Raw genomic sequence first — 15,329 nt, forward strand, 5'->3', positions numbered from 1 at the left:
TTAAAATTCCCCTATCTTTAAAACCCTTCTATATAAGTCTTCTCTCTTTAAATACATGTTTAGGATCTATCTGTACCTTGCATAACTTCTTTACTACATGATTTCTATATCTGGTACTGCAAGTACCGCATACACCTTCTCCACAGCACATTTTGGAATTATTACAACACGAGAAGTTAATATTTTCATCAACAAACTCCATTAGTCTGTAAATAAGTATATCTGGTCCATCGCAATGAATTAAATTTACATTTTCTACTTTTAAAATTTGTTTTATCATGTTTTTTAGTTCTTTTGTAAGTTCACCCTGCTCCAACATCTTACACTCTAATATTTCTGAATTATATTTTTCAAAATATTCTCTTTGAAAAATATTATTAAAAGGAATTTTATCAATTATTGCTATAATACTATTTTCATTAGAATGTAATTTTTTTAAAACAGGTATTAGGGGTGCTATACCTATTCCTCGTCCTATAACTATGGACACACCATCCTTTGCTTTATATACATTTTTTAATCCTAATATGCCGTTCCAAAATGGTCCTCTAACCAACACTTTTTCATTTTCATTGAGTTTACATATGCTTTTTGTTTTAATCCCTTTCGTTTCTATGGCAATTTTCAATGTGTTTTGCTCTGTATCTGCTTCCATAATAGAAATTGGTGTATCATAATAATTTGTGCACTGTGGATTTCTTATAAATATAAAGCTTCCTGGATATACAAGATCATGTACTAAGCTGTGAGATGCATTTATTGTAAAAATATATAGGCTTTCTTCTACTTGCTCTTTCTTCACTATTGTGCACAAGTAATTTTTTCTTCCCTCTTTAGCTTTACTTTTGTTTAAAATAAACTCTTGATATATGCACACACCCTTCCAATTTATGCAGTCACAAAAATTTTTTCCTGAAAGTTGTGAACACAATATGCAATCTCCTGTTTCAGATAAATGACATGGACAATAAATACTTCCAGCATCAATACAATCTTTCATTTCATAATCCAATTACATTACCTCCCAAAGCACTCTACTATTAAAATATTTTACTCAACACATTTTTGTTACTGAAAAATACTTTACCTCTTTAATTGACAAAATATATTTATTATAATAATATTAATAACTATAATATTAATAACTATAAATATTTAACTTAGGAGGTTATCCCTATGAACTATGATTTAACTAATCCATATGAAATAGCAAGATACATAAAAGAAGCAAAAAAATCTACTCCTGTTAAAGTTTATGTTGACGGTAACATTGAAAATTGCAGCTTAGGAAACATAGAAGATTACGGTAACGGTGGATTTCATGTACTTTTTGGAGAGTCAGAAGAAGTTTCTAAATTTTTAGATGATAACAAAGACAAAATAAAAAAATTTAGAATAGAATATGACAGAAGGAATTCAGCAATTCCTCTTGTTGATGTTACAAAAATAGATGCTAGAATCGAACCTGGCGCTATTATAAGAGACAAGGTTAAAATAGATAAAAATGCTGTTATAATGATGGGAGCTGTTATAAATATAGGCGCTGAAATAGGCGAAGGCACTATGGTAGATATGAATGCTGTTGTTGGTGCTAGAGGTAAACTTGGAAAAGGAGTTCACTTAGGTGCAGGTGCTGTTGTTGCTGGCGTTCTTGAACCACCAAGTAAATCACCTTGTGAAATAGAAGATGATGTTTTAATAGGTGCTAATGCAGTAATCCTTGAAGGTGTAAAAGTAGGAAAAGGTTCTGTTGTAGCTGCTGGTTCAGTTGTTGTAGAAGATGTACCTGCTGGAGTTGTTGTAGCTGGTATTCCTGCAAAAGTAATTAAAACAGTAGATGATAAAACTAAAGATAAAACTAAAATATTGGAAGATCTAAGAAAATAGAAAACAGAAAGCAAACTGCACTGCAGTTTGCTTTTTTTACTAAGATATTTGTTTATCTATTAAAGCCTCATCAATTCCTTTTTCATGTTGATTTTCTTTTACATCATCCTCATCAGATTTTTCAGACCTCTCCATTTTTGATATAGATACTTCATATGCAATCTTTTTAATTGTTTCAGTATCAGATATTTTCTTTTGATATTCTCTACTTTGCAATCTACCCCAAACTTTTATATTGTCACCAACTTTTAACGTTTTGCAAAATCTGGAATTTCTTCCCCATGCAATCGTTGGTATGTAGTCTGACTTATTGTATGCTCTATTAACTGCAAGAAGTATATCTGAAATTTCTCTTCCAAACGGAGTTGTCCTATAAACTGGTTCTTTACAAATAAATCCATCCAAATATATTTGATTAGGATTTTTGCTTTTTTCTTCACAGTAGTATATGTTTCTTGCAAATACTGTTAGTATTAATCTATTTGATCCATCCATAAATTTGTTATAAGATCTTAACTGACCTTCTATCATAAGTTCTGTGCCTACTTTAATATCCATTCCACCTATAAGTCTTTCTGATACTGTTATAAATAACTCATCCTTTGCTTCACTTAACCTGGAAACTTCCATATAAAAAGTATAAAATCCTTCCCCATACATTTCATGACTAAATTGTAATTCTGAAATTACTTTTCCTTCTAAATAAATTTTATTATTTAGCATTGAATTTTCCATCATAACCCCTCTTTCCTTTCGTTTTCAAATTATCTTATCACCCTATAATTATTCATAAAATACCCAATTTATACTTATAAAAGTTAAATTGCATTATATTTAATTATCATATTGTATTTGTTAAGATTTCCTCCTCTTAAGATTCATACCTTTATTTCCATTATAATACAAATATAACTCTACTTTCAATAAGGTTCTATTTAAACTTTATATATTTATACTAATTTCGTATTTGCTTACCATCATAATCTATATGATAATTATCTTTATAAATTAAATCTCCAACTTTAACAAACTCATAGCCTTCTTTTTTCAACTTTTCTATAACTTTTGGTAAATTATCTGGTGTGTACTTTGCATTATTATGAAATAGTATAATGGAACCGTTTTTTACTTTCTTTACAACTCTTTCATATTCTAAATTCGCACCTTCTTCTTTCCAATCTATACTATCAACATCCCATTGAATACAATAATGATTTGTAGCCTTTACCGTTTGTACAACTAGATTGTTATATGAACCTTCTGGACATCTAAAAAGTTTTGTTCCCTCACCTGTTAATTTTCTTATTTTAGAATCATTAATGTCTATATCTTCTATGATTTTGTCTCTTGAAATTTTAGTCATATCAGGATGTCTGTCTGAGTGATTTCCTATTTCGTGCCCTTTTTCGTATATACTTTTTACTTTCTCTGGATATTGGTCTACCCATCCTCCCACTAAAAAAAATGTTGCCTTTACATTATACTTATCCAGTACTTGTAAAATTTTATCTGTGTTATCTGTCCCCCAACTCACATCAAATGTTAATGCAATTTTTTTATCCTTTGTATCAACATAATATATTGGCAAATTTCTATTTACATTGATAAAGGTAGCTATATTTTTATTCTTATAAAAAACCGACCCTATAATTGCAACACATAGTAAAAACATTGCCAAAAAAACTTTTTTAACCATTTTAGCTTTCAATAGTTTCCCCCCTAAAACATTTTATTCCCTTAATTTTATATAGTACTATTTGTATATAAATATTACATATAATTTAAAAAACAATAATATTTATAAATGAAAATAAAGCACTTAACTATTTAAAGTACTTTATTTATTTTCATATATTTTATGTTATAATATATTTTATAATAAGATTATTAATTTTTATTAGGAGGATAAACATGTTTGAAGATACTTTAGAATTAGCGGAAAATAAACTTCTACTACTTTTTATATTTAAAAAAATTAAGTTCCCTGTTTCTAATAATCAGATAACACAAATTATTTTAGAGAATAATTTTATAAATTATTTTACTCTTCAACAATACTTAAATGAATTGCTTTCCTCTAATTTTTTAAAGTACACAGATGAAACAGGCAATCACAGACTTGTAATTACAGAAAAAGGTATTAAAGTTCTCTCTTTATTCGAAAATAGAATATCTGAAGATAAAATAAACGCTGTAGAAGACTACTTAAATAAAGAAATAAAAAACATAAAGAAAGAAGTAACTATAACTGCTGATTATACCCTTGGAAAAAAAGGTAATTTTATTGTAAATCTAAAAGCTATAGAAAATGATTCTATACTTATAGATATTAAACTTAATGTTGGCTCTAATAAGGATGCTAAGGATTTATGCCATAAGTGGAAAAATAATTCTTCTGAATTATATGAGAAGATCATTCAGTTACTTATAAATTAATATTGCTTTAGATTAAAATCATACCTGTAGGTTCTCCTCCTATAGGTATATAGTCTTTCTTTTCATTTTCTATATTTACCTTTATTAATAAATTATTATAGTTATCTCCTATATAAATACTGTCACCATACTTTATTATTCCCCTAGGCATTCCTCCTACTATTATATTCTTATCTTCCCTATAAAAATTTATATCTATAATACTTATAGTTCCATCACCAAAGTTAGATACAAAACAAAATCTTTCATTACAAAACATATCTACAGGAGAATTTCCTGCCGTTATTCTATTTATTATTTTATGATTTTTTAAACACATTACAGCTATGCTTCCCCTAAAGTCTGCACCTATATTACTTTCACAGATAATAGCATATCTACCATCTACAGTAAAAAGGGCTTTAGTAGGATAAGCGCCTACCCTTATGTTTTTTATGTTTTCATTATTAACACAGTCAATTAAGGTTATACTATCATCCTCCATGTTTGAAATTAGTAAAAGCTTTTTTTCTTTATTCAAACATATGCTGTGAGGCAAACTCCCACATGGAATTTCTGCTGTTACTTGTTTTTTCTCTAGATCAAAAACTAATAGGCTGTTAAGGTCACCGCATATTATATATGCATTATTTCGAAATACCACCACATCGTTACAATGTACACCTATGTAGTGAGTACTTTCTTCTATACCTTCTTCTAAGTTTACAATAGACATAGTATTGCTGTAATTATTGGCTACTACAATTCTTTTATCACTTAAGCATATACCATGAGGGCCAATTCTATCATCCGTACTATAACGCTTTAAAAATATTCTATTTTCTTCTTTAAATTCATTTAAATTTACTTTAGAAATAAAATCAGAAGAAGTATTACACACATATAGATAATTCAAGTTTATCCCCCCTCACAAATATAATATGAATATTAACGAAAATGGACATATTTTTTTACTCATTATATTGAGTAATTTTTTAATATTATATATAATATCTTTATTGCTTTAAAAAAAGGTGGTGATATTTATGTATAATTATTTAACAAAAGGTGTTTGTTCAAGTCAAATAAACTTTGATATAGTTGACAACAAAGTATGTAATGTATGCTTTACAGGTGGATGTAATGGTAATCTAAAAGGGTTATCAAGTCTTATAGAAGGCATGGATGTAAATGATGCTATAAAAAAATTAAAAGGAATTACTTGTGGTGGAAAAGATACTTCTTGTCCTGATCAACTTGCTACCGCATTGGAACAAGCTGTACGTTAAATTTAAATTTTACATAAAAAATAGAGTGCAATGTAGTTACCTTGCACTCTATGATCTATTCTATATTAATTTTTGTAATAATTTTTCTCATTCCGCCTATCATATATAAAGAACCTGATATTATCAAAATATCTTCTTCTTCTAAATAGGATAATGCAGTTTTATAAGCTTCTTCATAATTGTCCTTAGATTCACAATTAGCATTGCACTTTTTAATTATTTTCTCTAATTCATGTGCATTTTCAGCTCTATAACTATCAGGAGTTACTGCTATAATTTTTTCCGCCATAGGTGCTATAGTACTTACCATCTTTTCTACTTCTTTATCTGCTAATATACCAAGAATTAAAATCATTTTTCTATAACTAAAATACTTCTCTATATTTTCCTTTAACTTGGTAATGCCATCTATATTGTGTGCTCCATCTATTACTACTAGAGGTCTATTTTTCATCACCTCAAGTCTTCCAATCCATTTAACATTCTTTAGTGCATTCAATATGTTATTTAATTCTATATTAAAACCTTGTTTTATAATTTCTTCTATAGCAAAAATAGCTGTTGCACAATTTACCATTTGATGCTTTCCTAAAAGAGATAATTCTATATTATAAATATTGCTAGAAGTCTTTACTCTTAAATTTTGTACATACTTATTACTGTTACTGCTTACTTTTTCACTTTCAACATATTCTACACAATTAAAAGGAACTTTTAGTAAATTTGATCCTCTTTCTTTACATACTCCTTCTATTACCTCTTCTACAGACTTTTCTTGAGGATACATAATTACTGAAACACCCTTTTTTATTATTCCTGCCTTCTCATAGGCAATTTTCTCTAGAGTATCTCCTAATATGTTCATATGATCTCTACTTATAGACACAATTACATTTGCCAATACCCCACCACCAAGTTGAGAATTGTATGGCTGTACTACATTTGTAGAATCTAACCTTCCTCCTAATCCTACCTCAATTACACCAAAGTCTACTTTCTCTTTGCAAAAATAATAAAACATAGCACAAGTAATTATTTCAAATTCAGTAGGATGATCATAACCTAATTCTATAACTTTATCAACTGCTTTAGAAACTTCTGTAACTACACTACTTAAAGCCTCTTTAGATATATTAGTTCCATTTATCTGAATTCTTTCCTCGAACTCTTCAAGATAAGGAGATGTATACATTCCTACCTTGAAACCCGATTCTATTAGTATCTTTGAAATCATAGCTGTAACAGATCCTTTCCCATTAGTACCAGCTACGTGTATATATTTTATTTTCTTATGTGGATTTCCCAAAAGCTCTAATATCTTTTCTGTTCTACTTAAGCCTAAGTTACTACCAAATTTGGCCGTGTTAGTTATATACTTCATAGTATCTTCATAATTCATACTGTCACATCCCCATATTTTAATTTTACAAAATAACTAGTATCTCCAAGTTATTTCTTTTTGAAACCTGTATTGAATTCCATTTTATTTTACTAAATTTTTAATATTTAATCAATTGCAATAAAAAACTGCTGACAATATGTATCGCCAGCAGTTGCACAAAATAATTATATTCTTTTCAACTATTTTAAACTTTGTAGTCTTTCTAATACTGATTGAAGCATTTCTTTATATTTTTCACCTTTAGCTTTTTCTTCATTAACTACTGCTTCAGGTGCTTTTGACACAAATTTTTCATTAGCAAGTTTCTTTTCTACTCTATCTATTTCCTTTTCTAACTTTTCTTTTTCCTTATTTAATCTTTCAAGTTCTTTTTCAAGATCTACTAGATCAAGTAAAGGCATAAACATTTCCGCTCCTCTTGTAACTACTGAAACTACATTTTCTGGAGCTTCTTCTTTAGTATTTAAAAATTCTACTGCACTTGCTGAAGCAAGTTTCTTGAAGTAATCCTCACCGTTTTTAAATGCTTCTAATGCAGCACTTTCTGTTATATAAGCCATTACCTTAGCTTTTCTTGATGGTGGTACATTCATCTCTGTTCTCACATTTCTCAATGATTTAATAGCTTCGATGATATATTCCATATCTTTTTCTGCTTTCTCATCATTAAGCGCTTCATTATACTCAGGCCATTTTGATATAACTATCGACTCATAATCAGTATAAAGGTGAGTATATATTTCTTCTGTTATAAATGGCATTATTGGGTGTAACAATTGTAAACTTGTAGATAATACATTATTTAAAACATTAAAGGCAATCCCCTTAGCTTCCTCATCATCTCCATACATAACAGGCTTAACAAGTTCTATATACCAATCACAGAATTCACCCCAAATAAAATCATAAACCTTTTGTGCTGCTATACCTAATTCAAATTTTTCTATATTGTCTGTTACTTCTTTTATTAAAGTATTCATTCTAGATAAAATCCATTTATCTGCAGAGCTATAATTCTTGCAATCTTTGTACTTATTCATGATTTCTTCATCTAAATTCATAAGTACAAATCTTGATGCATTCCATATCTTGTTTGCAAAATTTCTAGAAGATTCTACCCTTTCAGGATAATATCTTATATCATTTCCTGGAGCATTTCCTGTAATAAGAGTGAATCTTAAAGCATCTGCTCCATATTGATCTATTACATCTAATGGGTCTACACCATTCCCTAAGGATTTAGACATCTTTCTTCCTTCAGAATCCCTTACTATTCCATGAATTAATACATTTTCAAACGGAATATCATCTGCACAATATAATCCTGAGAATACCATTCTTGCTACCCAGAAAAATATTATATCGTATCCTGTAACTAATGTACTATTTGGGTAAAAGTATTTGAAATCTGGTGTTTTTTCTGGCCATCCAAGTGTTGAGAAAGGCCATAAAGCTGAACTGAACCATGTATCAAGTACATCTTTATCTTGTTCTAAATTGCTTGATCCGCATTTAGTACATTTTGTTGGTTCGTCTACACTTACAATAACTTCACCGCAATCTTTGCAATACCAAACAGGAATTCTATGTCCCCACCATAATTGTCTTGAAATACACCAATCTTGAATATTTTCCATCCAGTTAAAATATGTCTTTTCAAATCTTTCAGGTATAAATTTAACTTTTTTAGTTCTAACAACATCTAAAGCTGGTTTTGCTAAAGATTCCATCTTTACAAACCACTGCTTTGAAATCATAGGTTCAATAGTACTGCCGCATCTATCATGGCATCCTACATTATGAGCATGATCTTTAATTTTAACTAAGAAACCTTGATTTTTTAAATCTTCAACTATAACTTTTCTAGCTTCATATCTGTCAAGGCCATCATATTTACTTCCTGGGAAATTAATTCTTCCATCTTCATGCATAACAATTATCTCTGGAAGATTGTGTCTCTTACCAACTGCATAGTCATTAGGATCATGAGCTGGAGTAATTTTAACTGCACCAGTTCCAAATTCCATATCAACATAATCATCTGCTATTATAGGAATTTCTTTATTAACTAATGGAAGCATTAATGTTTTTCCTACTAAATGAGTATATCTTTCATCCTTAGGATTAACTGCAACAGCTGTATCCCCAAGCATTGTTTCTGGTCTTGTAGTAGCTATCTCTAAATATTCATCACTACCTACTACTGGATACTTAATATGCCAAAAGTGTCCTTCTTGTTCACTATATTCAATTTCTGCATCAGATATAGCAGTTTGACATTTAGGACACCAATTTATTATTCTGTTTCCTTGATAGATTAGTCCTTCATTATATAACTTAACAAAGAAAGTTCTAACAGCTTTATTAGCCTTTTCTTCCATAGTAAAACATTCTCTTGTGGAGTCTACAGATGATCCCAGCTGTTTTACTTGATTTCTTATTCTTTCTCTATATTCATTTGCCCAATCCCAAACTTTTTCTAGAAATGCTTCTCTACCCATTTCTTTTTTCTTAAGACCTTGCTTTAAAAGTTCATTTTCTACTTTAACTTCTGTTGCTATACTTGCATGATCTTGTCCTGGAAGCCATAAAGTACTATATCCCTGCATTCTCTTTGTTCTTATAATTATATCCTGGATAGTATCGTCTAGTGCATGACCTAAATGAAGCTTTCCTGTTATATTTGGTGGTGGTAATACTATAGTATATGGTTTTTTATTTTCATCCACCTTTGGAGTAAAGTATCCTTTTTCTTCCCAATTCTTATAAAGTTTGCCCTCAAATTCTTTTGGATTATAAGTGGTTGCCATTTCCTTATTTTTTGACATAAAATTTCCTCCTTAAGTTTCCTTATATATTTTTGCATCTTGCCATTATATATTCATCTGCATATTTGCCATTTTTGACAGCAGCATATTTTTACCTTCATAAACAAGTTAGTTAAAATCTAATATTAAATGAAATTTTTCTTAACTATTAATTTTCAGGAAAATAAAAAAGGCTTTCCGTCCTTAAAAGGACGAAAAACCTCGCGTTACCACCTTTTTTCCTGCAAAATTACAGGCTCTTAATACAACTAACGGTTAAGAAAACCGTCTTTATCTACTTAATTTCAATAAAGAAGCTCAGAAGCTACCTTCAAAGTAATCCATATAGAAAGTCTTTCAGCCAATAAACTTTCCTCTCTTAATATATTCCTTACCTTTACTCCTCTTCTTCACAGCCAATAAAACTATATTAACTTAAATATTATTATAACCTTAATTATTAAACTGTCAAGTATGTTTTTAAAAGTTTATATAGGCTCTCCTTTAAAATTTTCATAATCTGGTGGATTTTTAGTATTTTTTTTATCTCCACTTGGCCTATTCACATCATTTTTCTTATTCTCTCTATTACCTGCTTTATGTCTATTTTTTACACTCATAATTAAACCCTCCTTATTTACAATGTTATATTTTCCTCAATAAGAAGCTTTTATTCTAAATAAAATATATAAAAAATAGATTGAAGTTTTTTTAAATAAAGCATACTAAGTAGCTGTAAAATATCTATTTATTTTGTAGTTATAACAGCCGTACTTTCACCGTGTTTCTTTTTTCCTAAATCTATACTAATACTTTCTACCGAATTCATATTAGTGATAATTACTGGTGTAATTATACTTTTAGCTTTCTTTTTAATTACCTTGGAATCAAAAGTCAAAAGTAAATCTCCCTTTTTAACTTTATCTTCCTTTTTAATATGTGCTATAAATCCTTCACCATTCAATTTTACAGTATCAATACCTACATGTACCAATACTTCTAGTCCATCATCTGTCACAATTGCAACTGCATGTTTAGTAGGAAATAATACCTTTATTTTACCATCTACAGGAGAATATATTTTATTTCCTTTTGGTATAACAGCAAATCCATCACCTAACATTTTATCTGAAAAGACATCATCAGGCACCTTTTCTAATTCAACTATTTCTCCATCTACAGGATTAAATAGTGTACATGATCTAATTGCAGCTTTTTTATTTCCATCCAATGCAGCTTCATTGTTTGGTGAAATTTCATCGTAATCTGAATTCTTTACAACTCCTCCGCTTCTAATAATAGCTTTTATATCATCTTTAATTCTTTCTGCTTCTGTACCAAAAATAGCTTGAGCACTATTTCCAATCATCAATACACCAGCTGCTCCAAGTGCATTTAATGTATCCTTATCAACCCTTGAAACATCTTTTAAAATAAATCTTAATCTTGTAATACATGCATCTAAAGATTTAATGTTATCTTTTCCACCAACAGCTTCTAAAATTTTAGCTGCTTTTTCACTACCTTTAGCATTTATGTATACTACTTCTAAACTGTCTTCATCCTCTCTACCTGGTGTCTTTATATCCATTTCCTTAATTGTAAAATAAAATACAAAGAAATATATAGCAAAATATGCTATACCTATTGGCCAAATAAGCAATGGATGCCCAGCAAATTTAAATCCTAGCAAATAATCAATAAATGATGCTGAAAATGTATATCCCAATCTAATGTGTAATAAGCTAGTAACAATTCCGGATGAAAACGCTGCAAGTACATGGAATACAAATAATATTGGTGCTACAAATATAAAAGAAAACTCAATTGGCTCTGTTATTCCTGTTAGAAATGCAACAAAAGCTGCAGAAATCATCATACCAGCTATTTGTTTTCTCTTTTCTTTCTTAGAAGCCATAATTATAGAAGTTGCAGCTCCTGGAAGACCAAACATTAAAATTGGAAATTCTGATGCCATAAATACTCCCGCAGTAGGGTCACCATGAAAATACCTAGCTGAATCACCAAAGTAAGTTACACCACCAGAAACATATTGTCCAAATTGGTATAAAAATGCTGGATAATATATATGATGTAATCCAACCGGAATTAATAATCTCTTACCAGCTGCATAAAACGCTGGTCCAAGTATAGATGTATCTGCCCATTGTGAGAATACATTAATTGCATTTTGAATTGGAGTCCAAACATTTACACCAGCTATTCCAAATATTAAAGCTGCAATAGCTGTAATAATTGGTACAAATCTTTTTCCGCCAAAAAATCCTAAAACTTGTGGCAACCTAATATTATGAAATTCATTATATAGGACTCCAGCAATCAACCCTATGCAAATACCTCCAAAAACCCCCATGTTAATTGTAGTCTTTGAAACTATGTCTGTATAAGCTGTAGTTTTCATAAAAGTTGACAATGTCATATGCTGCTCAGAAGCAACCTTTGCTGCTAATACTTCTGCAGCATTGGAACTAGCTACTTTTATTACAGCTTCAAGTATGAGCTGTCCCACTACTGCTGCTAGCGCCGCAACCGCCTCTCCTCCTGAAAATCCAATTGCTACTCCAACTGCAAAAATCATTGGTAAATTAGTAAAAATAGTATCTCCTGCTTTAGCTACATAAGCTAAATTTAATAAATCTGGCTGACCAAATCTTAATAGCAATCCAGCTGCCGGCAAAACTGATACGGGAAGCATCAAAGATTTGCCGACTTTCTGTAGTACTGCAAATAACTTTTCCACATCATTTCCTCCTATTTATATTTTATCCAAAAGGTTTCAATATTAAATGTATATAACAGGCTATTATATTGTTTTTAATATATCCCAGCACATCAGTTTATATAATTAAATGTAAAAAGTAAAAGACATCAGCAAAAATACAATAACTATACAAATAGTTACTTCTTTAAGCTCATGCCTAATTTAATAGTAACACTGCCTATATATCTTTAATTCGATTTATATGTAAAGTAATATATCCAATCTCATCTTCTGGAACATTCACAGAAAATAAATCTTCAATTTTCATAGCAACTTTGATTGCTATTCCGTACTCATTATAATATTCCTTTTTTATAGCATCAAGCAAACTATTTTTAATGGATTTGTTATCCAATATTCTTTCTATCATAAAATTTAAATGTGTAATCGTTCTTATATAACTTAAAGATTTTGTATCAATTTTCTTTTTTAATAATTTAAATATAAACTGCATAATTTCGTTTATCTTTTTAGTATGTACTAACGTATCACTTACTTTTTTTTCACTGATAGCTGCATTAATATGCATACATATAAAACCTATTTCATCTTCAGGTAAATTCACCTGAAATCTATCATTAATCATTTCAAGTGCTTTTTCTGCCAGCTTATATTCCTTAGGATATAGTACTTCTAATTCATTCAAAAATGGATTCTCAATTTTTATTCCTTCCTTAATTCTTGTAATAGCAAAATTAATGTGGTCTGGAAGAGATATATGTATGGCTTCACTGACTTTTAATCCTAGTTCTTTTTCGCATAATGAAATTATTTCTTCTGAAATACCTATAATTTCACTATTAATCTTTTTTAATACTTCATTAAATTCTTCATTGGATTTTGCTGACTGCTTTACAAATATTCCTTCAATTCTATCTTCTCCTATTTCAGCTCCCTTGTGACAATTAAATCCAATAGCTTTTCCAACTATAACAAATTCTTCTGCATTCTTTTCAGCAATCACAACATTATTATTTAAAACTTTTTTTACTATATACTGTTCCAAATGTTCCCCTCCCATTCTTATTTATATATCAACTGAGATATACAAAATTTTGCTATAATATTCCGATCACAAACATATATCTATTATACCACTTTTTATATCAAAGTATATTTTTATGTGTTTGATAATAAAAACTTTAACACAATTTCCTTAAAAGTCATATTATGAATTGATATAAAAAACATCGGAGGATGTATTATGAAAAATAAAAAATTTCATATTTTTTCACTTCTACTAAGTTTTGTATTTGTTGCTGTTATTTTTGCTGGTTGTGGTGGTGATAAGAAATCTACTAATACTGTTACTACTGTAAAGTTAAACGAAGTTGCCCGTTCTGTTTTCTATGCTCCAATGTATGCAGCTATAAATCAAGGATTTTTTAAAGAAGAAGGTATAAACATAGATCTTACAACTGGACAAGGCGCTGACAAAACTATGCAGCAAGTATTAAGCAAAAGCTGTGATATTGGTTTCTGCGGACCAGAGCAAGTAATATATATTAACAATCAGAATAAAGAAGATTATCCTGTTCTTTTTGCCGAGCTTACTCAAACTGATGGTTCTTTTCTTATAGGACGTAATGATGTAAAAGATTTTAAATGGGAAGATGTAAAAGGTAAAAGTATCATAGGCGGAAGACCTGGTGGTGTTCCTGAAATGAGCTTAGAATATGTGTTAAAAAATCATGGTATTCAACCTGGAAAGGATGTAAATCTTATAACAAATGTTGCTTATACTGCTACTGCTGGAGCGTTTAAGGCTGGTACAGGAGATTATGTAGCTCTTTTTGAACCTACAGGAAGTATGCTTCAACAGGATAAATCCGGATATATTGTGGCTTCCATAGGAAAATCTGCTGGAGTTATACCTTATACCTGTTACTTTTCAACAAAATCCTACATGGATAAAAATCCTCAAGTTATAGAAAAGTTTACTAAGGCTATTTATAAGGGTCAAATTTGGGTTCAAAAGCACAGTGATGAAGAAGTAGCAAAATCCATAAAATCCTTCTTCCCTGGAACAGATGAAAGCATAATTATATCTGTAGTGAAAAATTATAGATCAATAAATGCCTTTGCTTCAGCACCTGTAATGAAAGAAGAAAATCTTAACAGACTTATGGATATAATTCAATCCTATAATCCAAGCCTCATTCCTCAAAGACCAGCTTTCAGCAAAATAGTAAATAATAGTTTTGCTGAAAAAGTTATTAAGTAACTCTGTTAAAAAACATGAATAAATAATGTTTCATGGCTATTATGGAATATTTTTCTTAAAACATGGATATAAATTTAATATAATCCATGAAACCTAATAATTAGAAAACTATACAAATAGATAAATTCATATAAAAACTTGAGGAGGATTCACATGAGTTACTTTCACAAAGCCAATGAGTATTATAATGCAAAAGATTACCAGAACGCTATTAATCTTTACCAAAAAGCCGTTCAATATAAAGATAACGAATCTGCTGCCCTTTATAACTCAGCAGTATGTTTTATAAAACTTAAAGAGTATGAAAAAGCAATTTCTCTACTTAAATCAGCCATTATGATCAAAAAGGAAAGTAAATACTTTTTTAATCTTGCATATTGCTATGTGATGCTTAATGATAACAAAAAGGCCCTAATATACTTTAATATGGCTTGGTGTTTAAACAATGATGATGTCGATTGTGAAAAAGCTATAAATATTATAATAAAAAAACATTTATCTAAATAAAATAAGTGCAGAATAA

14 protein-coding genes and 1 other annotated feature are annotated in these 15,329 nt (G+C 29.5%); of the genes, 5 read left to right on the top strand and 9 right to left on the bottom strand.

Annotated features, from left to right (window positions below; all coding sequences use genetic code 11):
* Nucleotides 1-28: 28 nt before the first annotated feature.
* Nucleotides 29-1,012 carry a sulfide/dihydroorotate dehydrogenase-like FAD/NAD-binding protein gene (locus Q6H37_RS26395; RefSeq protein ID WP_318737868.1) on the bottom strand — a complete coding sequence of 328 codons (984 nt, stop codon included), beginning with the start codon at nucleotides 1,010-1,012 and terminating at the stop codon, nucleotides 29-31.
* A 164-nt stretch (nucleotides 1,013-1,176) separates the two neighbouring features.
* Between Q6H37_RS26395 and dapD the strand changes: the two genes are divergently transcribed.
* Nucleotides 1,177-1,887 carry a 2,3,4,5-tetrahydropyridine-2,6-dicarboxylate N-acetyltransferase gene (gene dapD, locus Q6H37_RS26400; RefSeq protein WP_318737869.1) on the top strand — a complete coding sequence of 237 codons (711 nt, stop codon included), beginning with the start codon at nucleotides 1,177-1,179 and terminating at the stop codon, nucleotides 1,885-1,887.
* A gap of 39 nt (nucleotides 1,888-1,926) precedes the next feature.
* On the opposite strand, the gene Q6H37_RS26405 is transcribed toward dapD, so the two are convergent.
* Together Q6H37_RS26405 and pdaB are read right to left on the bottom strand one after the other, a co-directional pair.
* Entirely contained in the window at nucleotides 1,927-2,622 is a 696-nt protein-coding gene (locus tag Q6H37_RS26405) for a single-stranded DNA-binding protein (protein WP_318737870.1), read from the bottom strand.
* A 220-nt stretch (nucleotides 2,623-2,842) separates the two neighbouring features.
* Complete coding sequence (gene pdaB / locus Q6H37_RS26410) at nucleotides 2,843-3,595, bottom strand: polysaccharide deacetylase family sporulation protein PdaB (protein ID WP_318737871.1); 753 nt, start codon at nucleotides 3,593-3,595, stop codon at nucleotides 2,843-2,845.
* Nucleotides 3,596-3,798: 203 nt separating this feature from the next.
* Here pdaB and Q6H37_RS26415 point away from each other — a divergent pair, with 203 nt between their 5' ends.
* Complete coding sequence (locus Q6H37_RS26415; RefSeq protein WP_318737872.1) at nucleotides 3,799-4,323, top strand: DUF4364 family protein; 525 nt, start codon at nucleotides 3,799-3,801, stop codon at nucleotides 4,321-4,323.
* 7 nt (nucleotides 4,324-4,330) lie between these two features.
* On the opposite strand, the gene Q6H37_RS26420 is transcribed toward Q6H37_RS26415, so the two are convergent.
* The gene (locus Q6H37_RS26420) at nucleotides 4,331-5,218 is read right to left on the bottom strand and encodes a YncE family protein (protein ID WP_318737873.1); all 888 of its coding nucleotides are present in this window, start codon (nucleotides 5,216-5,218) and stop codon (nucleotides 4,331-4,333) included.
* Between the two features lie 130 nt (nucleotides 5,219-5,348).
* Between Q6H37_RS26420 and Q6H37_RS26425 the strand changes: the two genes are divergently transcribed.
* On the top strand, nucleotides 5,349-5,591 hold the full coding sequence (locus Q6H37_RS26425; RefSeq protein ID WP_007063101.1) for a TIGR03905 family TSCPD domain-containing protein: 243 nt from the start codon (nucleotides 5,349-5,351) through the stop codon (nucleotides 5,589-5,591).
* Nucleotides 5,592-5,646: 55 nt separating this feature from the next.
* On the opposite strand, the gene Q6H37_RS26430 is transcribed toward Q6H37_RS26425, so the two are convergent.
* The 5 genes from Q6H37_RS26430 to Q6H37_RS26450 all read right to left on the bottom strand — a co-directional run bounded on the left by Q6H37_RS26430 (nucleotide 5,647) and on the right by Q6H37_RS26450 (nucleotide 13,588).
* Complete coding sequence (locus Q6H37_RS26430) at nucleotides 5,647-6,990, bottom strand: folylpolyglutamate synthase/dihydrofolate synthase family protein (RefSeq protein WP_318737874.1); 1,344 nt, start codon at nucleotides 6,988-6,990, stop codon at nucleotides 5,647-5,649.
* Between the two features lie 182 nt (nucleotides 6,991-7,172).
* Nucleotides 7,173-9,821: a valine--tRNA ligase gene (locus Q6H37_RS26435; protein ID WP_318737875.1), complete on the bottom strand. Its 2,649-nt coding sequence runs from the start codon at nucleotides 9,819-9,821 to the stop codon at nucleotides 7,173-7,175.
* A 184-nt stretch (nucleotides 9,822-10,005) separates the two neighbouring features.
* Nucleotides 10,006-10,223: a binding site (T-box leader), on the bottom strand.
* A gap of 65 nt (nucleotides 10,224-10,288) precedes the next feature.
* On the bottom strand, nucleotides 10,289-10,420 hold the full coding sequence (locus tag Q6H37_RS26440) for a hypothetical protein (protein WP_318737876.1): 132 nt from the start codon (nucleotides 10,418-10,420) through the stop codon (nucleotides 10,289-10,291).
* Between the two features lie 128 nt (nucleotides 10,421-10,548).
* Nucleotides 10,549-12,516 carry a glucose PTS transporter subunit IIA gene (locus Q6H37_RS26445; RefSeq protein WP_318743168.1) on the bottom strand — a complete coding sequence of 656 codons (1,968 nt, stop codon included), beginning with the start codon at nucleotides 12,514-12,516 and terminating at the stop codon, nucleotides 10,549-10,551.
* Between the two features lie 244 nt (nucleotides 12,517-12,760).
* The gene (locus Q6H37_RS26450) at nucleotides 12,761-13,588 is read right to left on the bottom strand and encodes a PRD domain-containing protein (RefSeq protein ID WP_318737877.1); all 828 of its coding nucleotides are present in this window, start codon (nucleotides 13,586-13,588) and stop codon (nucleotides 12,761-12,763) included.
* 198 nt (nucleotides 13,589-13,786) lie between these two features.
* Here Q6H37_RS26450 and Q6H37_RS26455 point away from each other — a divergent pair, with 198 nt between their 5' ends.
* Both Q6H37_RS26455 and Q6H37_RS26460 read left to right on the top strand, forming a co-directional pair.
* Nucleotides 13,787-14,806 (top strand): ABC transporter substrate-binding protein, encoded by a 1,020-nt coding sequence (locus tag Q6H37_RS26455; RefSeq protein WP_318737878.1) that lies wholly within the window; start codon nucleotides 13,787-13,789, stop codon nucleotides 14,804-14,806.
* Nucleotides 14,807-14,959: 153 nt separating this feature from the next.
* On the top strand, nucleotides 14,960-15,313 hold the full coding sequence (locus tag Q6H37_RS26460) for a tetratricopeptide repeat protein (protein WP_318737879.1): 354 nt from the start codon (nucleotides 14,960-14,962) through the stop codon (nucleotides 15,311-15,313).
* Nucleotides 15,314-15,329: the final 16 nt, after the last annotated feature.

This window comes from Clostridium sp. JS66, assembly GCF_033561535.1.
GTDB lineage: Bacteria > Bacillota > Clostridia > Clostridiales > Clostridiaceae > Clostridium_AM > Clostridium_AM carboxidivorans.